The 18,090-nt window shown below is 73.0% G+C and carries 12 protein-coding genes and 2 pseudogenes; 7 read left to right on the top strand and 7 right to left on the bottom strand.

Going from position 1 to position 18,090, the window contains the following annotated elements; all coding sequences use genetic code 11:
* Nucleotides 1–13: 13 nt before the first annotated feature.
* The 6 genes from selA (at nucleotide 14) to ACZ49J_RS04560 (ending at nucleotide 8,837) form a co-directional block, all read left to right on the top strand.
* Nucleotides 14–1,354, top strand: coding sequence for an L-seryl-tRNA(Sec) selenium transferase (selA, locus tag ACZ49J_RS04535; RefSeq protein ID WP_467448763.1), 1,341 nt, complete (start codon nucleotides 14–16; stop codon nucleotides 1,352–1,354).
* The gene (locus ACZ49J_RS04540; protein ID WP_467448761.1) at nucleotides 1,345–3,147 is read left to right on the top strand and encodes a SelB domain-containing protein; all 1,803 of its coding nucleotides are present in this window, start codon (nucleotides 1,345–1,347) and stop codon (nucleotides 3,145–3,147) included. Before selA ends, ACZ49J_RS04540 begins: the two co-directional genes overlap by 10 nt.
* Nucleotides 3,148–3,226: 79 nt before the next feature.
* Complete coding sequence (fdh, locus tag ACZ49J_RS04545) at nucleotides 3,227–6,514, top strand: formate dehydrogenase (protein WP_467448760.1); 3,288 nt, start codon at nucleotides 3,227–3,229, stop codon at nucleotides 6,512–6,514.
* Nucleotides 6,511–7,503 (top strand): 4Fe-4S dicluster domain-containing protein, encoded by a 993-nt coding sequence (locus ACZ49J_RS04550; protein ID WP_467448758.1) that lies wholly within the window; start codon nucleotides 6,511–6,513, stop codon nucleotides 7,501–7,503. The genes fdh and ACZ49J_RS04550 overlap by 4 nt, the downstream gene beginning before the upstream one ends.
* A complete protein-coding gene (nrfD, locus tag ACZ49J_RS04555) occupies nucleotides 7,500–8,426 on the top strand; it encodes an NrfD/PsrC family molybdoenzyme membrane anchor subunit (RefSeq protein ID WP_467448757.1) in 927 nt (308 codons plus the stop codon). Before ACZ49J_RS04550 ends, nrfD begins: the two co-directional genes overlap by 4 nt.
* Before the next feature lie 225 nt (nucleotides 8,427–8,651).
* The gene (locus tag ACZ49J_RS04560) at nucleotides 8,652–8,837 is read left to right on the top strand and encodes a hypothetical protein (RefSeq protein WP_467448755.1); all 186 of its coding nucleotides are present in this window, start codon (nucleotides 8,652–8,654) and stop codon (nucleotides 8,835–8,837) included.
* Nucleotides 8,838–8,866: 29 nt separating this feature from the next.
* Here ACZ49J_RS04560 and ACZ49J_RS04565 read toward each other — a convergent pair whose 3' ends face one another.
* The 6 genes and pseudogenes from ACZ49J_RS04565 to ACZ49J_RS04590 form a co-directional block, all read right to left on the bottom strand.
* Complete coding sequence (locus tag ACZ49J_RS04565) at nucleotides 8,867–10,324, bottom strand: hypothetical protein (RefSeq protein ID WP_467448754.1); 1,458 nt, start codon at nucleotides 10,322–10,324, stop codon at nucleotides 8,867–8,869.
* Nucleotides 10,325–10,392: 68 nt separating this feature from the next.
* Nucleotides 10,393–12,612 (bottom strand): WD40/YVTN/BNR-like repeat-containing protein, encoded by a 2,220-nt coding sequence (locus ACZ49J_RS04570; protein WP_467448753.1) that lies wholly within the window; start codon nucleotides 12,610–12,612, stop codon nucleotides 10,393–10,395.
* 146 nt (nucleotides 12,613–12,758) lie between these two features.
* A complete protein-coding gene (locus tag ACZ49J_RS04575; RefSeq protein ID WP_467448752.1) occupies nucleotides 12,759–13,460 on the bottom strand; it encodes an aromatic-ring hydroxylase C-terminal domain-containing protein in 702 nt (233 codons plus the stop codon).
* Nucleotides 13,408–14,393 (bottom strand): annotated as a pseudogene (locus ACZ49J_RS04580) (IS481 family transposase). Before ACZ49J_RS04580 ends, ACZ49J_RS04575 begins: the two are co-directional and overlap by 53 nt.
* A 52-nt stretch (nucleotides 14,394–14,445) precedes the next feature.
* Nucleotides 14,446–15,111, bottom strand: coding sequence for a DUF305 domain-containing protein (locus tag ACZ49J_RS04585; protein ID WP_467448751.1), 666 nt, complete (start codon nucleotides 15,109–15,111; stop codon nucleotides 14,446–14,448).
* Entirely contained in the window at nucleotides 15,108–15,803 is a 696-nt protein-coding gene (locus tag ACZ49J_RS04590; protein WP_467448750.1) for a DUF3105 domain-containing protein, read from the bottom strand. The genes ACZ49J_RS04585 and ACZ49J_RS04590 overlap by 4 nt, the downstream gene beginning before the upstream one ends.
* Nucleotides 15,804–16,015: 212 nt before the next feature.
* Here ACZ49J_RS04590 and ACZ49J_RS04595 point away from each other — a divergent pair, with 212 nt between their 5' ends.
* On the top strand, nucleotides 16,016–16,804 hold the full coding sequence (locus tag ACZ49J_RS04595; protein ID WP_467448749.1) for an AfsR/SARP family transcriptional regulator: 789 nt from the start codon (nucleotides 16,016–16,018) through the stop codon (nucleotides 16,802–16,804).
* Here ACZ49J_RS04595 and ACZ49J_RS04600 read toward each other — a convergent pair.
* A pseudogene (locus tag ACZ49J_RS04600) lies at nucleotides 16,731–18,064 on the bottom strand (nucleotide pyrophosphatase/phosphodiesterase family protein). The gene ACZ49J_RS04595 and the pseudogene ACZ49J_RS04600 overlap by 74 nt on opposite strands.
* Nucleotides 18,065–18,090 lie beyond the last annotated feature (26 nt).

Raw genomic sequence — 18,090 nt, forward strand, 5'->3', positions numbered from 1 at the left:
CAGGAGCGTTGCCATGAGCGATCCCCGTCGGCTCATCCCCGGCACCGACGCCGTGCTGGCCGAGCCGCGCGTCGCCACCGCCGTACGGAAGCTGGGTCGCCCCCTGGTGAAAGCGGCCGTCGCCGAGGCCCAGCGCCGCGCGAGGAACGGCGAGATCGCCCCCGAGGAGGTGGTGGACGCGACGGTCGGCCACCTGCCCGAGCGGGCCTGCGGCCTCACGCCGGTGATCAACGCCACCGGTGTGCTGGTGCACACCAACCTCGGCCGCGCGCCGCTGTCGGATGCCGCCCGGGACGCCGTGCTGGCCGCGGCCGGCTGCACGGACGTCGAGTTCGACATCACGGAAGGCCGCCGGGCCCGCCGCGGACGCGGCGCCCTCGCCGCGCTGGCCGAGGCAGTCCCCGACGCCGGAGCGGTGCACGTCGTGAACAACAACGCGGCCGCGCTGCTCCTGTGCGCCCTGGTGATGGCCCGCGGCCGGGAGATCGTGATCAGCCGGGGCGAGCTGGTCGAGATCGGCGACGGGTTCCGCATTCCGGAGCTGCTGGCTTCCACGGGCGCGCGGCTGCGCGAGGTCGGCACCACCAACCGCACCCACGCGCGTGACTACGCCGAGGCCGTCGGCCCCGACACCGCCTTCCTGCTCAAGGTGCACGCGTCCAACTTCCACATCAGCGGTTTCACGGCGGCGGCGGAGGTGGGCGAGCTGGCGGCGCTCGGGCCCCCGGTCGTGGTGGACATCGGATCCGGTCTGCTCACCCCTCACCCCTCGCTCCCCGGGGAACCGGACGCCGCCACCGCGCTGCGTGCCGGGGCGGCGCTGGTGACCGCCAGCGGGGACAAGCTGCTCGGCGGACCGCAGGCCGGGCTGTTGCTCGGCGAGGCGGACCTGGTCGAACGACTGCGACGGCATCCGGCGGCGCGGGCCCTGCGCGTGGACAAGTTGACCCTGGCCGCGCTGGAAGCGACGCTGCGCGGTCCCGAGCCGCCCGTCCGCACCGCGCTGACCGCCGACGAGACGGTCCTGCGCGAGCGCGCCGCCCGGCTGGCCGAACGGCTGCGGGCCGCGGGAGTACCGGCGGAGGTGCTGCGCACGGAGGCGGCCGTGGGCGGTGGCGGCGCCCCCGGCGTGGCCCTGCCCAGTGCGGCGGTCGGCCTGCCGGCGCGGTACGGTCCGCTGCTGCGCACCGGCGCTGTCCCGGTGATCGGCCGGCTGGAGCGCGGACGCTGCCTGCTGGATCTGCGCACGGTCGCGGCGCAGGAGGAGCAGTCGGTGCTGGCGGCCGTGCTCGCCGCGCGGCGGTCGGACGCGAGGGATGGGAGCGGTCGCCGGGGGGAGCGGCCGTGCAGGTGATCGCCACCGCCGGTCACGTCGATCACGGCAAGTCGACGCTGGTGAGGCTGCTCACCGGGATGGAGCCGGACCGCTGGGAGGAGGAGCGGCGGCGCGGCCTGACCCTCGACCTCGGGTTCGCCTGGACGACGCTTCCCGGCGGGCCGGAGGTGGCGTTCGTCGACGTCCCCGGCCACGAGCGGTTCGTGCCCACCATGCTCGCGGGGGTGGGCCCGGTTCCCGCCGTGCTGTTCGTGGTGGCCGCCGACGAGGGCTGGATGCCGCAGTCGGCCGAGCATCTGCAGGCGCTCGACGCGCTGGGTGTGCGGCACGTGCTGCTCGCCGTCACCCGCCGCGACCTGGCCGATCCGGAACCGGCCCGGCGGCAGGCGCTGGCCCGCATGGCGGCGGCCAACCTGGGACCGGTCGACTCGGTGACGGTGAGCGGGCGCACCGGCGAGGGCCTGGACCGGCTGCGCACCGGACTGAAGCGGCTGGTGGGAGGCCTGCCACCAGCCGATCCGGACGCCGACGTCCGGCTGTGGGTGGACCGCTCGTTCAGCGTGGTCGGGGCGGGCACGGTGGTCACCGGGACACTGGCGGCCGGCACCCTGCGAACGGATGCGGAACTCCAGCTGGCGTCCACCGGGGCGGTGATGCGGGTGCGCGGGCTGCAGACGCTGGGCAGGGACACGCCCGAGGTCCGCGCCGTGGCCCGGGTCGCGGTCAATCTGCGCGGTGTCGAGCAGCGCGCGGTCGGCCGCGGTGACGCGCTGCTGACTCCGGGCAGGTGGCTGACGACGGCCGAGGTTGATGTCGCGCTGCGCGGCGTCGGCGAGGAAACGGCCGGCGCAGGCGAGCACCAGGATCTCCCCCGCGAGCTGGTGCTGCACGTGGGGTCCGCGTCCGTCGCCGCACGGGTCCGGCCGCTGGGGGCCCACGGCGCCCGGCTGCGGCTGGCCCGGCCGCTGCCGCTGCGCGTCGGCGACCGCGCGTTGCTGCGCGATCCCGGCCGGCACCGCGTCGCCGCGGGTGTCGACGTACTGGACGTGACGCCCCCCGAGCTGCGCCGGCGCGGAGCCGCGCGGCAGCGGGCCGGGGAACTGGCCGCCCTGGCCCACGCCCCCGCGGAGGCGGTGGCCGAGGCGCTCCTGCTCCGGCGGCGCTTCGCGACCACGCGCGAACTGGGTTCCATGGGTCTGCCCGAGGTGGGCGAGCCGGTGGGTGACGGCCTGCGGGTTCACGCGGGCGTGTGGCGCGAGCTGGTCGGCTCGGTGGGTGCCGTCGTCGATCAGTGGGGGAACGATCATCCCCTGGAGCCCGGTGTGCCCGTGGAGGCGGTACGGCAGCGGCTGCGGCTGCCCACCACCGGTGTGGTGGAGCGGCTCGCCGGTGCCGCGTCGCTGCCGGTGGTGGACGGGCGGGTGTGCGCTCCGGGCCGCCAGGCGGTGCTTCCGGGGCCGGTCGAGACGGCGGTGGCGGCGCTGACCGCCGCGTTGCGCGACGCCCCGTTCGCGGCGCCGGACGCCACGAGGATGGCGGAGCTGCGGCTGGGGCCCAGGGAACTGGCCGCCGCGGTGCGCGCCGGGCGCCTGACGAAGGTGGGCGGCGGTGTCTTCCTGCTTCCCGACGGCGCCGCCCGGGCCGCCGAGGTGCTCGCGGCACTGCCCCAGCCGTTCACCCTCAGTCAGGCGCGGCAGGCGCTGGGCACCACCCGGCGGGTCGCGGTACCCCTGCTGGAGCTGCTGGACCGCCGGGGTGTCACCGAGCGGCTGCCGGACGACACCCGTCGGGTACGCACCGCGTCGGCGTGATCAGTGGTCGACATGCTCCGCGCGAGCCCTGGCGTTACGTTGGCTGCGTCGGCACAAGGGCACGAGGCGGGAGTTCGCCATGGGCCTGCGGCAGTGGATCGACGGGTGGCCGGTGTACCGGCAGCTCACCGGCGACGACGCGCTGGGCCGGGGCACCGCGGCCCGCTCACCCGATACCGAGCGGCTGTCCGCCCGTACCGAGCAGGCAGACAGGGTCGTACGGTCGGTGTGCCCCTACTGCGCGGTGGGCTGCGGCCAGAAGGTCTACGTCGAGGACGACAAGGTCACCCAGATCGAGGGCGACCCGGACTCCCCGATCTCACGCGGCCGGTTGTGCCCGAAGGGCGCGGCCAGCAAGCAGCTGGTGACGGGCCCGGGCCGGGTCAGTGCCGTCCTCCACCGGCCCGCGCACGGCACGGGCTGGGAGCGGATCCCGCTCGACCGGGCGATGGACATGATCGCCGACCGGGTCGTCCGGACCCGGCGGGAGACCTGGCAGGACACGCACCACGGGGTTCCCGTCCGGCGCACGCTCGGCATCGCCTCGCTCGGCGGAGCGACGCTGGACAACGAGGAGAACTACCTGCTGAAGAAGCTGTACACGGCGCTGGGCGCGATCCAGATCGAGAACCAGGCGCGGATTTGACACTCCGCCACGGTTCCCGGTCTGGGGACCTCGTTCGGCCGTGGCGGAGCCACGACGTTCCAGCAGGACCTGGCGCAGGCCGACTGCGTCGTCATCCAGGGTTCGAACATGGCCGAGTGCCATCCGGTCGGCTTCCAGTGGGTGATGGAGGCCAAGGAACGGGGTGCCACGATCATCCACGTCGACCCCCGCTTCACCCGCACCAGCGCGCTGGCGGACGTCCACGTGCCGCTGCGGGCGGGGACGGACATCGCGTTCCTCGGCGCCCTGATCAACCACGTGCTGAGCAACGGCAAGGACTTCCGCGAGTACGTGGTCGCCTACACCAACGCCCCGGCGATCCTGCGGGAGGACTTCGCCGACACCGAGGACCTGGACGGGCTGTTCTCCGGCTTCGCCCCGGAGAGCCGCCACTACGAGGCGGCCAGCTGGATGTACGAGGGCGCGCAGGCCTCGGCCGCGGCGGGCGAGCGGGACCGGTGGACGGCACCGGAGGACGAGGGCGGGCGGGACGCGGCCGCCCGGCAGCACGGAGGCAGGGAGCTGCGCGAGACCGCCCGCGCCGAGTCGTACGGCGCCGGCGGACCCGCCGTGGGAGCGAAGCCCGCCATGGACCCGACGCTGCGGCACCCGCGCTGCGTGTACCAGGTGCTCAAGCGGCACTTCGCCCGCTACACGCCGGAGCTGGTCGAGGACGTCTGCGGTGTCCCCCGCGAACTGTTCGCCCGGGTCGCCGACGCGGTCACCGCCAACTCGGGGCGCGAGCGCACCACGGCGCTGTGCTACTCCGTCGGCTGGACCCAGCACACCGTCGGGGTGCAGTACATCCGTACCGCGTCCATCCTGCAGGCGCTGCTGGGCAACATGGGGCGGCCGGGCGGCGGCATCCTGGCCCTGCGCGGGCACGCCAGCATCCAGGGTTCCACGGACGTCCCCACGCTGTTCGACCTGCTGCCCGGCTACATCCCCATGCCGCACGCCCACCAGCACCAGGACCTGGACGCGTTCGTGGCCGCGGACGCCGGCACGACCGGGTTCTGGGGCAACATGCGCGCCTACGTGGTGAGTCTGCTCAAGGCGTGGTGGGGGGAGGCGGCCACCCACGAGAACGACTACCGCTTCGACTGGCTGCCCCGGCTGACCGGCGACCACGGCACCTACCGGACGGTGCTGAACCAGATCTCCGGGGAGTGCAAGGGGTACTTCCTCGTCGGGGAGAACCCGGCGGTCGGGTCGGCCAACGGCAAGCTGCAGCGGCTGGGCCTGGCGAACCTGGACTGGCTGGTGGTGCGGGACCTGCGGCTGATCGAGAGTGCCACGTTCTGGAAGGACGGGCCGGAGATCGAGACCGGTGAGCTGCGCACGGAGGAGATCCCGACGGAGGTGTTCTTCCTGCCGGCCGCGGCGCACACGGAGAAGAACGGCAGCTTCACCAACACCCAGCGGCTTCTGCAGTGGCACCACGCGGCGGTCGACCCTCCGGGGGACGCCCGCAGCGACCTGTGGTTCTCCTACCACCTCGGCCGGATCATCCGGGAGAAGCTGGCCGGCTCCACCGACCCGCGCGACCGTCCGCTGCTCGACCTCACCTGGGACTACCCGGTCGAGGGCCCGCTGGCCGAGCCGAGTGCCGAGGCCGTGCTCGCCGAGATCAACGGGTACGGGCCGGACGGGCAGCCGCTGTCGGCGTCGACGCAGCTGCGCGACGACGGCTCCACCGCGTGCGGGGTCTGGATCTACTGCGGGGTCCGCGCCGGCGGGCACAACCACGCCGCGAACCGCCGGCCACGCGCCGAACAGAGCCGGGTCGCCCCCGACTGGGGCTGGGCGTGGCCCGCCAACCGCCGCATCCTCTACAACCGGGCGTCGGCCGACCCGGAGGGAAGGCCGTGGAGCGAGCGCAAGCGGTACGTGTGGTGGGACGCCGAACAGGGCCGGTGGACCGGGGACGACGTCCCGGACTTCGAGGTGTCCAAGCCGCCCGGCTACCGGCCTGTGCCGGGCGCGAAGGCCCAGGACGCCCTGGCCGGCACCGACCCGTTCATCATGCAGAGCGACGGCCGCGCCTGGCTGTTCGCGCCGGCCGGGCTGGCCGACGGCCCGCTGCCCACGCACTACGAACCGCAGGAGTCGCCGGTGGACAACCCGCTGTACGGGCAGGGGACGAACCCGGCGCTGCAGGCCCACGACCGCCCGGCCAACCGGTACCACCCGGCCGCGAGCCAGGTGTATCCGTACGCGTTCACCACCTACCGGCTCACCGAGCACCACACGGCCGGCGGCATGAGCCGCACCCTGCCCTATCTGTCCGAGCTGCAGCCGGAGTTCTTCTGCGAGGTCTCCCCCGCGCTCGCCGCTGAGCGCGGCCTGGAGCACCTGGGCTGGGCGACCATCACCACGGCCCGCACTGCGGTCGAGGCGAGGGTGCTGGTGACCGAGCGGATCAGACCGCTGCGGGTCCGGGGACGCACCGTCCACCAGGTGGGGTTGCCCTACCACTGGGGCCCGGACGGCCTGTCCACGGGTGACGCGGCGAACGACCTGCTGTCCGTGGTGCTCGACCCGAACGTGCGCATCCAGGAGTCCAAGGCGGCGACCTGCGACATCCGGCCCGGCAGGCGTCCACGGGGTCCGGCGCTGCCCGCCCACGTGGCGGCGTACCGGCGGCGCGCCGGCCTGCCCGACGACACCCCGCCGAGCACAGGAGAGGGGCAGCGATGACCTCCGACCGCAACAGGCTGTCCGGGCCGCTCGCCGACCCCAGCGCGGACGCGGGCTACCCGGACACCCACCCGCCCCGGATGGGGTTCTTCACGGACACCTCCGTCTGCATCGGCTGCAAGGCGTGCCAGGTGGCGTGCAAGGAGTGGAACCTCGTTCCGGCCGAGACCGAGGAACGCGACCTGCTGGGGCAGTCGTTCGACAACACGGGCGCGCTGAGCGCCAACAACTGGCGGCACGTCGCGTTCATCGAGCAGAGGATCGAGCACAGGCCCGAGCAGCAGACCGAACAGGAGGCGGCACCGGACCGGCCCGCGCCGCCGGTCGACCTGGGCATGCCGGCCATGGGGCCACCCGGACACGACGCCGACGCGGGTGCCGCGGAAGGCCAGGTGCGCTGGCTGATGTCCAGCGACGTGTGCAAGCACTGCACCCACGCCGCCTGTCTGGACGTCTGCCCGACCGGGTCGTTGTTCCGCACCGAGTTCGGGACCGTGGTGGTGCAGGAGGACATCTGCAACGGCTGCGGGTACTGCGTGCCGGCGTGCCCGTACGGCGTGATCGACATCCGCCCGGGCGACGGCCGGGCCTTCAAGTGCACGCTGTGCTACGACCGGTTGGGGGCGGGCCGGGAGCCGGCCTGCGCCCAGGCGTGCCCGACCGACTCCATCCAGTTCGGCCCGCTGGAGGAACTGCGCGAGCGGGCCGACCGGCGGGTGACCGACCTGCAGGAGCGCGGGGTCGGCCAGGCGCGGCTGTACGGCCGGGATCCGCAGGACGGCGTCGGCGGTGACGGCGCGTTCTTCCTCCTGCTGGACGAGCCCGAGGTGTACGGGCTGCCGCCGGACCCGGTGGTGACCACCCGCGACCTGCCGTCGATGTGGCGGCACGCGGCCACCGCCGCCATCGGTGTGGCGGTGAGCGTGGCGGTGTCCTTCCTGGGGCGGGGAACCTCCCCGCCGGGGGCCTTCCGGAGGAGGAAGCCGTGACGGGGAGCGGTGGGCGGGAGCGGCCCATGGTGGCGCGCGCGGAGTTCCGGTCGTACTACGGCCGGCCGATCCTCAAGCGTCCCACCTGGAAGGTGCCGGACGTGCCGGGATATCTGTTCCTCGGCGGAACGGCCGGCGCGTCGGCGTCCATGGCGGCGGTGGCCGATCTGGCCGGGCGCCGGGAGCTGGCCGGAGCGGGCCGGTGGGTCGCCGCTGCCGGGTCGGTGGCGAGTGTGGCCGCCCTGGTCCACGACCTCGGCCGTCCCGAGCGCTTCACGCACATGCTGCGCGTCCTCAAGCCCACCTCGCCGCTGTCGGTGGGCTCCTGGATCCTCGCGCCGTTCTCGGCACTCGCCACCGCCTCGGCCGCGTCCCGGGCCACCGGACGGCTGCCGGGGCTCGGCAGGCTCGCCGGAATCGGCTCCGGCGTGCTGGGACCGGCGATGTGCACGTACACCGCGGTGCTGCTGTCCGACACCGCTGTGCCGGCGTGGCACGAGGCGTATCCGGAACTGCCGTATGTGTTCGCGGGCAGCGCGCTGACCAGCGCCGCGGGTGCCGCCCTGCTCTCCGCGCCCGGCGACCACGGGCCACCCACCCGGATGGGGCTCCTCGGCGCGGGCATGGAACTCGCCGCGACGCTGCGCGTGGAGCGGCGGCTCGGGGTGGTCGGTGAGCCGTACGTCACGGGCGGGCCCGGCCGGCTGCTGACCCTGAGCAAGGCCCTGACGGTGACCGGCGCCGGGCTGTCGCTTCTCGCCGGGCGCCGGGCGGCCCCGCTCCTTTCCGGGGTGTCGTACCTGGCGGCGGGCCTGTGCACCCGGTTCGGCGTCTTCACGGCCGGTATCAAGTCCGCCCAGGACCCCGTGTACGTGGTGGGCCCGCAACGGCGGCGCCTCCAGGCAGACCGGGGCGACACCTAGGGGCTTTCGTTTGGATCACCGGGCAGACCAGAGGAAGATCGCAGCGACGGCAGCTCGACGCGCTGCGCAGCATGCACCTCCTGAACGACACCGTCGTCGCCTTCACCTCCGACCACGGCAGCCACTTCAAGACCCGCAACAGCGAGTACAAGCGCTCGTGCCACGACGCCTCGATCCGCGTGCCGCTCGCCCTGCGCGGCCCGGGCTTCGACGGCGGCCGCGTCCTTGAGGCGTCAACGCGCCCCAGGCCGACTGCGCGAGCGTCTCCTCACCCGGCTCGCGGCGGCGGGCGAGAAGACACCGGTCATCGACCCCACACCCGTACACACCCGTCCACAGCGCCGCGTGGACCCGACCGTGCACTCCTTCGACCTCGACGGGGCCCGCTACGGGCATCAGCCGAAGACGTGACCGCCCGGCATGACACCGAGGACACGGTCTCAGGAGGTACGTGGAGCGAAGCCCGTCGTCGTGAAGGACGCCTGGTTCCGGTCGCTCGTGCCGTCGGTGATCCACCAGTGCGTCGGGCCGGTGCCGTAGAGGCCGAACCCGGTGCCGGGTCCCCAGTCGAGGACCAGTTCCTCCTTGCCGTCACCGTCGAAGTCGGCGGCCCCGGCGGGCCGTGCGTGGCGCCACTTCGCGGGTGTCTTCTCGCCGTTCACCTTCGCGGGCCCTTCACGCAGCACCTTCGTGCGGTCGTCGCCGTCGACGAGCGTGGCGCCCTCGTACGTGGCGACCAGAATGCCGTCACGGCCGTCACCGTCAGGGTCCGCGGCCACGAAACCGCCGGGCCCGTAGTCGGTGGCCGCGCCCTCGGGCGCCTCGGGCAGCCGGCGGGTGACCGGCTGCCCGCCGCTCCCGGGGTACACGGCGAGCGAGCCGGCCACGTCGGGCGCCTCTGTCTCGTAGCCGGGTTCGTCGTTGCGGCCGCCGTCGTCGCCGACGGCCACGTCGCGCAGTCCGTCGCCGTCGAAGTCGCCGAACGCGTGGGCGTTTCCCGGACGCAGCTCTGCGCCCTTCGCGGACAGCCCATTGCCCCGACGGGCCGAATAGAGGATGTTGCCGGACTGCTCACCGTCACTCGTGGCGTGCAGCAGCAGGGAGGTCGCGCGCGGTCGGCCGGTGGGGTCGATGTCGTCCGCGACGAGCGAGCCGTCCGACCACGGCAGGCCGGTGTCGGTACGTGCCGGTGCGCCGGCGCGGGTGAACGGGCCGTACAGCACGACCAGGGACGACTGGTTGTACGCGAGTCCCGCCAGGTCGTGATGGCCGTCTCCGTCGAAGTCGCCGCGCACCACGGACTCCAGCCCCAGCTTCGACACACTCCGCGGAAGCCGTACCGCCGTCTCCCCGGCCCCCTTCGCGGGCCCGCCGGGACCGCCCCAGGTCACATACGGGACGGTGCGCGGTGCGGAGATGGACCCGTCCGTGACGCTTTCGCCCCCGACGGTCGTGATGAACTCCGGGAAGCCGTCGCCGTCCAGATCGGCGGTGACCACCGTATCGGCATCGACGCCGTCCGCTGTCGCGAGCTCCGCCGGGTCGGGCAGGCCCAGATCACGACGCCCGTGGACCGTACGCGTCGTGGGGTCGAGCCCGCGTGCCGAGCCGTAGACCACCGCGAGCCGTTCGTCGTCGGGGGCGTTGTCCGAGCGGCCGCCGGCGTTGACGGGCAGTACGAGGTCACGGTGCCCGTCGCCGTTGATGTCGTCCGGGTCCTTCGATCCCTTCCCGGAAGCCGGCGCCCGGCTCCCGGTCACGGGGCCGGGCGCCTCGGTGCCCGAGGCACCACCGTCCGAGGGGGACCGCTCGTGGTCCGTGGCGCCGCTCCCGCAGCCGGGGAGCAGGGCAAGCACGGCGCAGACGGTGAGGATCGGCAGGACAGCGCGAGACGTCATGCACCCCACCCTCACATTCCGCCCCGTGCCGACTCCAGCGGGGGGACGCCCGGAGCACGCGATCGGCCTCAGGAAGTGGCCAGTTCGTAGAAGCCCCTGCCGAACGTCGCGGCCACCAGGCGGCGGTGCCCCGCGTCGTACTCGATGTCGTCGACCGGCACCTGCGGCATGCCGCGGCCGAGACGCAGCCAGCGGGTGCCGCCCGTGGGGCTGGTGAACACGCCCTGGTCGGTGCCGATGTACAGGGCACCGCCCCGCGCGACGACCAGGTCGTTGACGGGCGCCGCCGGGAGGTTGCCCGACAGGTTGCGCCAGTGCCTGCCGCCGTCGGTGCTGCCGTACACGTGGGGGAGCGGGGAGCCGGAGCGGTAGCCGGAGTGCGTGGTCCAGACCCGGTTCGGGTTCTTCGGGTCGACGACCACGCGGGTCACCCAGGGCCGTCCCTCGACCAGTTTCGCCCAGGTCGCTCCGAGGTTCCTGGTGACCCAGACGCGGCCGTCGTCCGTGCCGGCGTACACGGTGCGCCCGTCGGACGCGGGGGCGATCGAGGTGATGGTGCCGTAGTTGGTGTAGATGGGGTCGGGCCCCGGGCCGCCGCTCAGGTCGGGGCTGATGGGCCGCCAGGTCTCGCCGCCGTCCGTGGAGCGGTTGAGCACCTCGGAGCCGTAGTAGAGGATCTTCGGGTCGCGGGGGTCGAATTCGACCGGAGTGAACCAGTTGCGGCGCTGGTACGTCGTCCGGTCGGCGAAGTACGTGAGTGTGTCGCCGCCGTCGGTGGAGCGGAAGCAGTTGCCGTACTGGTAGCAGGCGAAAACGTTGTTCACGTCGGTCGGGTTGATGAGGTTTTCCTCGCCGTCGCCGCCGAGGTACTCGTTGAACTTCTCTCCGCCCCAGGAACGCAGCGAGCCGTTGTCCTGGGCCCCGCCCGAGATCCTGGTGACGTCCTGCGGGCTGATCGCCGCGCTGTAGAGCTGGGTGTACGGCTGGTGGCGGGACTTGACCCAGCCGCCGTCGCCGCCGGAGTCGGAGCGGTAGACACCGCCGTCGTTGCCGAGGTAGACGCGGCCGGGGCGGCGCGGGTCCCACACCATGGCGTGGTGGTCGACGTGGATGCTTGTGTCGTCGGCACTCCAGGTGTCGCCGCCGTCCTTCGTGGTCAGCAGGGCGACCCCGGCCACATGCACATGCTCGGCGTCCCGGGGGTCGATCCATATCTTGCCGAACCACCAGCCGAAGCTGGACTGCGAGTCGGTGAGGGCCTGGTTGTCCGGGGTCCGCGTCCAGGTGTCGCCACCGTCGGTGGAGGCGTAGAAACCCTCGAAAGGACCACTGGACTTGTTGACGATCGCATAGAGCCGGTCGCCCGCGACGGCCAGACCGATACGCCCCACGTCGGGGCTCTCGGCGGGCAGTCCGCCGCCGAGCCGCTGCCAGGTCTCGCCGCCGTCCGAGCTGCGGAAGACACCGGAGCCCACACCGCCGTACGTGCGCAGGCCGGGGCGTCGGCGGTGGTCCCACAGCACCGCGTACATCCGGTCGCCGTCGAGGATGATCTCGGTGGCGCCGGTGAACTCGTTGGCTCCGGCGAGGATCCGCTCCCAGGTGGCGCCGCCGTCCTCCGAGCGGTACACGCCCCGGTCGCCACCGCCGTTGTACAGGGATCCGGCCGCCGCGACATAGATGCGCCGCGGGTCGGCGGGGTCGATGGTGATGGCGCTGATCGCACCCGAGTCGCGCAGGCCGAGCGATGTCCAGTGGGCGCCGCCGTCGGTGCTGCGGTACAGGCCGGTCCCCTCGTATGTGATGCTTCCGCCGCCGGGGTTGGGTTCACCGGTTCCGGCGTACAGCGTGCCGTCGGGCGCGGTGGCGACCGCGCCCATCGCCTGGGTCCAGCTGTCGGGCCACACCGAGTGGAACGTCTCCCCGGCATCGGTGCTGCGCCACAGCCCGCCGCTCGCGGCTGCCGCGTACAGGGTGTCGGCGTGCTTGGGGTCGAGCGCCAGGGAGACGACCCGCCCGCCGATGTTGGTGGGCCCGACGCCCTTCCAGCGCCCGCCGACGGAGGGCAGTTCGCTCGCCCGCGCCGCGGCGAGGTCGTGCGCGTGGCGCGGAATCGACTCGCCCGGCAAGGTCTTCTGGAGGTAGCGGTACTCCGCCGGGGCGGCCGGCCCACGGACCGGCCGGTACACATCGGACGGCGGGGGCGGTGGCGCGGCGGCGGCCGGTGCCGTGAGTAAGGCGGCGCCGGTGACCGCGGCGACCACCAGCGAAAGCAGACCTCTGCCCATGAAACCTCTTCCATCGTCATGGCCTCTTCAAGCGGCAATGACGTTACGAGAGGCGGGAGTTGAGCAAAAGGGCGCGAGACGGCCTTGGTGGCGGGAGTGACGAGGGGCGCGGACAGATGCGGTGAGACGAAGGAGACCGGAGAGGCTCAGGACCGGGTCGTCGACCGTGACAGCACCGCGCGCAGTGCCCGCTCGAATCGAACGTCGGCGTCCTGCGTCCCGTGCGGTGCGCGCCACGCCACGCAGCCGTCGGGCCGTACCAGCAGCGCCCCGTCCGGGCCGAGACCGTGCGGCGCGGCCGGTTCGAGATCCGGGTGGTACACCTCGGCGGACGCGCCCAGCGCCTGTCCGGCGCGGTGGGCCGCCGCGGCCCAGTCGCCGCCTCGCGGGCCCACCAGGACGACGAAGTCCGTGCCGTACAGGTCGAGGGTGGACACCGGTGCCGCCGCGTCCTGCGCGACATGGATGTGCGGCGCTCGCGTGCCGGGGGTTCCGTTCAACTCCCGTGGTTCGAGGAGTGATTCGCCGTCGGCCGGGGCGCCCGGCACGGCCGTGGAGCGGTGGACACCGCCGTACATGAGGGTGTCGGAGTCCACCAGCGGCTCGTCGTCCGCGTATCCGGGAAGCCGCCACCGGGCGCGGGCGCGGAGGTATGCCTGCCGCACATTGCGTTCGGCCACCGGGCGCCGTTCGCTCTCGTACGTCGCGAGGAGTCCGCTGTTTGCCGTGCCGCGCAGCACCAAGGCCAGTTTCCACGCGAGGTCGCGGGCGTCCTGTGCATCTGCCGGAGCTGGGTTACACCCGGGTCTGGGTCTCTTGCTTGAGGCGTTCGTAGGGGGTTTGGCCACCCAGGGCGCCGTGCGGGCGACGGTAGTTGTAGTAGTCCTCCCACTCGCGGAGTTTGTCGTTGAAGACGCCGGTGTCGTCGATGACGATGCCGGCGAGCATGCGGGAGAACTCCTCGGCGTCGATGCGGTGGGAGCGTTCGACCTTGCCGTTGAGGTGCGGGAACGCCGGTTTGATGTAGGTGTGGGCGATGCCCTTGTCCAGGACGTGCCAGTGGAAGGCGGACTGGAACTCCGCGCCGTTGTCGGTCTGGATCACCTCCACGCGGAACGGCAGGCGCTCCAGGAGGTAGTCGAGGAACTGGATGGCCCTCTTCTGGTCGCACTGCGGATAGATGCGCAGCACCCGCAGCCGGGTGCAGTCGTCCATGGCGGTGAACTGGTAAGTACCTGGCTCGGCGCCCTGACTTCGGGAACTTGCCGGTGACCGGTGCCGGGGCGGTCGCCTCGCTGGGGACGCCAATCGGTTCGATGAACTTGACATCGACTTGGACCCGGTTGCCGGGCAGCTGCTTCTCGTAGCGTGTGTAGCGCTTGTCGTGGCGCTTGTAGCGCTGGGAGGCAGGCAACCGGTTCATGCCCAGCTTCGTGAGGATGCGGTAGACCGCGGAGCAGGCGATCTCGATGTCGTCACCGCTCGAGATACATCTTGATCTTCATCGGGCCGAAGTGGTGGTTCTGCCGCAGGTAGACGATCTTGTTGACCACATCGGCCTGGGTGGCGTGCGGGCAGTGGTGGGGCCGGCTGGAGCGGTCGCGCAGCCCGTCGAGGCCTTCTTCCCGGTAGCGCCGCTGCCACTTGTAGAAGCAGTTCCGGCTGATGCCGTAGTACCGGCAGGTCAGGGAGACGTTTCCGGTGACTTCCTCGGCGTGACGCAGGACCGCCAGGCGTCGCTGGGCTTGGCGGTCCTGCTGCCGTCTGGCTGAAGGGGGGATGCCAGATCTCCGTAGTGATCGGAGACCCAAGTGTCAACAACGTCCGGCAGTTTTAGACATAGGGCACCTCATGGATGCCGAGCCGTTTCATCAGGGACCGCATCAGATCGATCTCCGCCTGCTGGCCCCGGACCATCCCCTGGGCGAGCCGCAGGACCTGCTGCGGCGCGCCGTCCGCGGTGACCGCCTCGGCCATGTGTACCCCGGACCGGTGATGGGCGATCATCAGGCGGAGGTAGAGCCCGTCGGCGTGCCGGCCGCGTGCCGCGGCGAGCCGTGCCAGGTCGGCGCGGCTCGCCAAGCCGGGCATGAGGACTCCCCGGCGGCGCTCCTCGGCGCTCGGCGGCGGCATGTGCATCCACCGCATGGCGGGCGCGCTGGACGTGGGGGTGCGGCCCCAGGTCTGGAGCCAGCCGAGCATCATGCCGCGCTGTGTCGCCTGGGTGTTGGCGATGTCGTACGCAAGGGTCCGCACGTCGGCAGAGGAGCCGTTGCGGAGCACGGTCAGGGACATCTCGACCGCCTGCTGGTGGTGGACCGCCATGTCACGGCTGAAGCCGACCGCGACCGAGTCCTCCGCGGGCGCCGGGGAACCGGCCGGAGCCCTGCCGGACAGGGCCGTCAGCAGCACCACGGCGAGCAGCAGGATCGCGGCGGTCACCAGCACGCCGGAGAGGGAGGCCCGGACGGGGCCTCGTGAGGACAGGGGGCCGGTCACGGCGTCGCCTTGCCGCCGGTGACCGGGGCACCCTGCTCGGGCGCCTGCGGGCCCTGGACGTATGCGTCGAAGAACTGGTCGACGCGCGGGTCGTCGGCCGACCCGACGGACAGCTGATGCCCCCATGCGGTGAGCCGGACCGGGCTGTCCTGCCCGGGCAGCGGGCTCATCATGCGGTACGGGACACCCGCCACCTTGGCCCGCAGTCTCTCCACCTCGCCCTGCGGGAGGGTCTTGGAGTACGTCACCCAGACGGCGCCGTGCTCCAGGGAGTGGACGGCGTTCTCCTCGCGCAACGGCCGGGTGTAGACGTCCCCGTTGGCGTTCTGCCACTGCGGATCGTGCCGGCCGCCCACCGGGGGCCGCTGGTCGGCGGGGTAGTCGACCTCGTTCTTGACGTGGCCGCGCTCCAGGTCGCCGTAGACCTTCTCGCCCCGGACGTTGGCCCTGGCCGGGTCGATTCCCGATGCGTCGCCGTCGTCCCGGGCGGGCCTGCCCTGCACGCTCAGTACCACGGCGACGACGACCGCGGCCGCCGCCAGCGCGGCGCCGGCCGTGGCGGCGGCGCGCAACCGCTTGGCGCGGCGGGCCCGCAGGGCGTCACGGGTGCGCAGTCCGGCGAGCCTGGCCCGGCGTGCCTCGTCGTCTTGGCCGGCCGGCAGGGGCGTGTGCTGGCGCTGGTCCTGAGACATGGGCGACCTCTCGCTGCACGGCATCGACGGACCCAAGCGTAGGGACGGCACGGTCCCCAAAGCCCGGGACGCCGGTCCCGTTCCGCTCCCAGGGACGGGCTCGGGTCGCGGGTCCCGGGCTCCCGGGACACGAGGCGACCTACGCTGTGCGATCGCGGGCGCCCGGCCGCCGCCCGCGGTACCGGACTGCACGACCAACGGTGGGAGAAAGAGTGGAATTCTGCATCCTGGGCCCGCTGCGCGTCCGTACCGACAGCCGGGAGATCCCGATACCGGGCCGCAAGCCGCGGACCTTGCTCGCCGCGCTGCTGCTGGCCCAGGGGGACGTCCTGTCCGACGAGCGCCTCACCGCACTGCTGTGGGGGCAGCGGCCTCCCACCACGGTGAACGCCCAGCTGTACACCTACGTCTCACGACTGCGGCAGCGGCTCGGCACCGCGGTCGAGCTGGTGCGCGAACCGGCCGGCTACCGGCTGGGCGTCCGGGACGCGGTGTTCGACGCGGCCGAGTTCCACCGGCTGTCCCGGGCGGGGCACGCCACTCTGCGCGAGGGCCGCCACGACGTGGCGGCCCGGCTGCTGCGTTCGGCCCTGGAGCTCTGGCGTGGGCCGGCCCTCGGCGGGGTCACCAACCAGCTGCGCGAGGCCGAGACCCCGCAGCTCGACGAGGCACGGATGACCGCCCTGGAGAGCCGCCTCGAGGCCGAGCTGGCCCTGGGCGAGCACCGCCAGCTGGTCGCCGAACTCACCGGCCTGGTGGCCCGCTTCCCGCTGCGCGAACGGCTTCGGGCCCAGTGGATGACCGCGCTGTACCGGTGCGAGCGGCAGGCGGAGGCCCTCGCCGTCTACCAGGAGGGCCGGCGGCTGCTGGCCGAGGAACTCGGGGTCGATCCCGGCCCGGCTCTGACCGCCACGCACCACGCCGTCCTCAACGGAGGGCTGGCGCTGGACGGTCAGGCACGTCGTGCCGCAGCCCTGCCAGGTACACCAGCAGTTCCTTGACCTCGGTCGCGGCGGTCCGGGGACGCGCGGCCCCCGGGAGCGTCGCACAGGAGTACGGGTCCGTCGTCGGGGTGGGCGGGGAGCAGACCGTGGCTGCCGCGCACCCGCCCGGGGTCGAGGGACACCACGTTCATCAGGTAGCGCAGGCCGAGGCGCTTGCGGCCCAGTACCCCGGCCGCCCGCAGTTTCACCCACGGGCCGGTGTGGTCGAAGAGCAACTCGGCGGGGCCGTAGCCGGGTTTACGGTGGATGCCGACCAGCCGTGCGAAGTCGGGGGCCAGTTCGTCGTCGAGCCAGTAGGAGTACGTGAACCAGGCGTCCCGTTCGGCCAGGGCCAGCAGTTCTCCGGAGCGGGGGTGGTCCAGCCCGTGTTCCCCGAGCTCGGCCCGGTCCAGGAGGGCGCCGATGCCCGGGAGCGGTTCGAGCACCTCTCGGACAGCGGGAAGATCGGCCGGATCGGCGACGTGGACGTGGGCGATCTGGTGGTCGGCGACGGCGAACGCCCGGGACGTCCACGGGTCGAGGTACTCCACGCCGGCCTGGGTGTGGACCGCGAGCAGTCCGGTGCGCCGCAGGGCCCGGTTGATGTCCACGGGCCGTGAGACGTCCGTGATCCCGTACTCGCTGAGCGCGACCGTCGTCACTCCGGCGCGCCGGGCGTCGTCGAGCAACGGCGCCGGCATGCGGTCCAGTTGCCGTGCGGCCGTTCGGACCGTGGCGCTGCAGGTCGTAGTCGAGGTGGGGGACGTAGACGAGGCTGAGGTCGGGGCGGTGGGCGCGCAGGATGTGCCGGGCCGCGTCGGTGATCCACTGGGAGGACACGATGTCCGCGGTCGGCCCCCAGAACCGGAAGAGCGGGAAGTCGCCCAGCCGGTCGGTGAGTTCGTCGTGCAGGGCCGGTGGGTGGGTGTAGCAGTCGGGTTCCTTGCGGCCGTCGGCGTGGTAGACGGGGCGCGGGGTGACGGTCCGGTCGACGTCCGCCCCCATGGCGTACCACCAGCAGACGTTGGCGACGGTGTAGCCGGGGCGCAGCCGGCGGGCGGTCTGCCATACCTTCTCGCCGCCGACGAGCCGGTTGTGCTGCCGCCACAGCAGCACCTCGCCGAGGTCGCGGAAGTACCAGCCGTTGGCCACCGCGCCGTGTACGGCCGGGGTCTCGCCCGTGAGGAAGGTGGACTGCACGGTGCAGGTGACGGCGGGCAGCACGGGGTCGAGGCGGGCCTGGAAGCCGCGCTCGCGCAGCGCGCCGAGGCGGGGCATGTGGGCGAGCAACCGTGGGGTGAGTC

It is taken from the genome of Streptomyces sp. NPDC030840 (assembly GCF_055572015.1).